General features: G+C 42.7%; 4 protein-coding genes. All 4 read right to left on the bottom strand.

From position 1 onward, the window contains the following. The coding region (locus tag M998_RS19740) for a phage tail fiber protein (protein WP_211272259.1) at positions 1 to 1,489 on the bottom strand (1,489 nt) is incomplete at its 3' end. A gap of 65 nt (positions 1,490 to 1,554) precedes the next feature. Beyond that, the gene (locus M998_RS19600) at positions 1,555 to 1,710 is read right to left on the bottom strand and encodes a hypothetical protein (RefSeq protein ID WP_156510947.1); all 156 of its coding nucleotides are present in this window, start codon (positions 1,708 to 1,710) and stop codon (positions 1,555 to 1,557) included. A 9-nt stretch (positions 1,711 to 1,719) separates the two neighbouring features. Then, positions 1,720 to 2,808 (bottom strand): DUF6453 family protein, encoded by a 1,089-nt coding sequence (locus M998_RS19030; protein ID WP_068910355.1) that lies wholly within the window; start codon positions 2,806 to 2,808, stop codon positions 1,720 to 1,722. After that, positions 2,805 to 3,356: phage tail tip fiber protein (locus M998_RS19025; RefSeq protein WP_156510946.1), on the bottom strand; the 552-nt coding region annotated here is incomplete at its 5' end. The genes M998_RS19025 and M998_RS19030, both read right to left, overlap by 4 nt.

The raw sequence follows: 3,356 nt of genomic DNA, 5'->3' as shown, positions 1-3,356 counted from the left end.
GCTCAGCCTCTTCTTTCGCTAATCGTTCCGCTTCTATCTTAGCGAGTCTCTGTGCTTCAACTTGCTTTTGATTGTAGAGTGAGTTGCTGGGCATATTGACACGAACATCAATCCAGTGGCCGTTGGGAATATCAATAGGTTCACCGGCTTCCAATTCCACTAACTTACCGTCGATTTCTCGGGCAAATTCGGGATAGGTTTTCAATCGGGCATATTGCACGTTTTGTGGTAGGTCTAAGTGCTTTCTGTAGGATATGTAGATAACAATGTCACCGTGCTCATCTTGCTGAATAATTTCCCCATTAAACGGATGGCGCTCACCCGCAACCAGCACATCATAGTCAACGTAAATCAATGGAAGTTGATTAATACCGCTTGGGATTGTGATGCCGCCATTAACCCCACCCCAGCTAGCATCTGAATGCATACCGAGCACACCACACAATTGGTAGATACCAGTGTGAAGTTTTTTAAGCGTGACGCCCTCTGACTCTTCGTTTACGTCAATGTCATCTGCAAAAATTTTAACAATCGGGGATGCGGCTTTTAAGTTGCCGTTAGAGTCTTTTGTTGTGTTTGCGGTTGAATAAACAGTATTGATGCTTGTAAGGACTGCATTATTTTTCCCTGTTGAACACGTTCTCAGTGTTTTTAAAGCAGGGTCATAATGTAATACGCAACCATACGCATTCTCTGCAATATGCACCCCCACCCCCCACGGTAAACTATTGGCAACACCTGGCTCCCCAGGAGTTGCTACAAAGCGAGTGCTCCAGTCTTTTGCGATATCCTCTGTTTTTATTGGGGAAGCGGCAATTCCGATACCATACTCACCCACTGTCATTGCCGTACCTGACTTTCTCGGGATGATAAAGGTATTCAGTCGTTTGTTTTTAGTATCTCGATAAGAAATATCTAATAACGTTTCTGTAGTATTTGACGCTTCAATTCTAACTTCTTCGCCATTTTTCTTCCCAATCGAAAGTCCCGGCCAATCATCTGTTCCTGAAATTCTTATTGTTGAAGAATTAACTGTTACCCTGCCATTGATATCCCCTCCGGCTTTATCAAACTTCCCATCCAACTGCTTATCCATTTCTTTTGTTGTGCGTAGCTGTTGGGTGGTTTGGTCAGGCAATGTAACCGTGATAATGCCCTGCTCGGTCATCCAGCGCGTCAGTATGTCGCTGAATTGAACGTTTGAACTGTTCATGGACACTATCTTATTCATTGCATCTGAAACAGAGTGAACCATCGTTGTGAGAATGACGTATTTCGCATCTTTGGCTGCCGTAGGGAATGGGAAGTTAAGCGTTAATTCCGTATCAGATTGAATGGATTGAATACTGTTGTTGTGGACTGTCGCACCAATTTGAATTTGTATCGCTTGCTCTACGGATACGCGATTAATGTTATTGAGCCATTTCGTGCCGGTACCCACTAATTTAGTGCTGTTTGCTGTCGTTGTGACTGTGCCTGTGCTGTACATATGATTCTCCGAAATTTTGACGTAAAAAAACCGCAATTAAGCGGCCTGTTTTGATATTCGTTTGCTTACTTCATGCAGTGCTGTTGTTTAAATTCATTTGTGTCGGATTGTGTGACAATGAATAACCCTTCACAAACTTCATGCGTTACTGTGACGGGCGATTTACACGCAACAATAAGCGCGACTATTCCTGCGAATATCGCATATTTAAGTTTTTTCATTAAATTACCTTACGGAAATGGGAAGTAGTCTGCAGCGTCGAGAAAGATAGCGGGGATAGCGGTTCTCGCTACCGTGTAATCGCCGTGATAGCCCCGTTGCTGGGATGTACTGGTTTGATATAAACCTATTTGAGACTCACCTAAATTGCAGATATTTAAATCTCGCCACCAGCCCAAACCACCATTACTACTAAAAACCTCACCAACTCTTGTGGGTGTATACATTGGTCTACGGATCGACTCAATATTAATACCTGAACCAACGGGAATTTGATTGCCCGGTAGCGTTATAGGCCGAGTCATCACGCCCAGCTGAGAGTTAAACGTGACTTTCCCTTCTAGGTTGCGAATTTTCAAACCAAATCCCGGTGTATCTAACTGCTCTGGCTTCATGTTAGTAAACGCAATAACCCAGTACCATGCGGCGCTATAGGCTGTAATATCCGTGCTATTTTTATTTCGACTGACATACCGCCACCATTTTAGTGTTTCCCAGCTCATCACATTCGATGCCTCGAGTCGAATGAAGGATTTATTGTCATCGGTGTAAAAGAAAAAAACGGCATTTTCAATCGTTAGCCCGGGGAACGTTGCACCAATATCAAACCCCTCTTTAATGTAGACCTTTGCTTTGTGAGTGGCGTAGGCATAACCAAGCTGTGGAGTATTTTCTAAGAATATTGAGCTCCCTTTGATTTTCAAACCGAAGCGGCTTGCGTTTTTTTGTGACTCAATCGTTGGGAATGCGATTATTTTTACGTAATTTAAATCATAATCCGCTAAACCATTGACTGTAACTTTTCGATTATTTGAACTATAAGCAATTTTATCCGCGACCCCACTAACATAACGACGATCACCAGACTGCCTGAAAGTCACTTCAGCTGAATTCAGGGAGACTACCTGAAATCCATACCCCTCTGGAATTTCGTAGGGGCAAGTCCACTTATAAGACAACCAGCCCCCATCAGGCGAAAGGCCATCACTTCGCTTAACATACCGTGTCCATAGGTTTGTCGCTGGCGCAGTGTGTTCATTGAAGATAAATTCGCTACCGTCCAAATTACGAATTTTTAAGCCAAAGAGTTTATCAATCATAAGAACCACCCCTGCTCCATGATATACACCCCTTTATATTTGAAATAGTTACCCTTACTGTTTCGAATGACTGAGTAATCACCATCATTACTGTTTGTCTCAAATACACTATTTTTCATGTCAATACGCATACCGGATTTGCCCGGTACATAATCCGGTGAACGCATATCCGTTTGTACCACAATACTGCCAATGGTTGCTTTATGAATAAACGCTTCACTCATAAACACTTGTCCATTTTCAACAAAAAAGACGGGTTCTAACTTACCGCTGGAGGGGCTGAAAATACCGAATGTGTCAGCAGAGAAACCAATTTGTGTAACGACTTTGCCATTTTTGACTGTCGCCCCCATCATAAACTTGGCGTCAAAATACTGATCGTTCCAGTTAATACCAGTCTTGATAGTGTAAATCGCTGAACCATTCCCTTTATGATCGAAGATAGTTTGTCCGCGTAATTCGATTGCGGATGCATTTTCACCGATTTCTGATTTAATCAGCTCATTAACTTCGGCTTGTGCCTTTTCACTATCAGAAACCGACTTTTT

Source organism: Providencia heimbachae ATCC 35613 (genome assembly GCF_001655055.1).
Lineage (GTDB): Bacteria > Pseudomonadota > Gammaproteobacteria > Enterobacterales > Enterobacteriaceae > Providencia > Providencia heimbachae.
The sequence above is the reverse complement of the archived record's forward strand: the minus strand, read 5'-3'. Positions and strand labels throughout refer to the sequence as shown.

Coding starts and splice junctions, on each gene's coding strand:
- M998_RS19600 (WP_156510947.1), bottom strand. CDS start 1,710: ATGAAAAAACTTAAATATGCGATATTCGCAGGAATAGTCGCGCTTATT.
- M998_RS19030 (WP_068910355.1), bottom strand. CDS start 2,808: ATGATTGATAAACTCTTTGGCTTAAAAATTCGTAATTTGGACGGTAGC.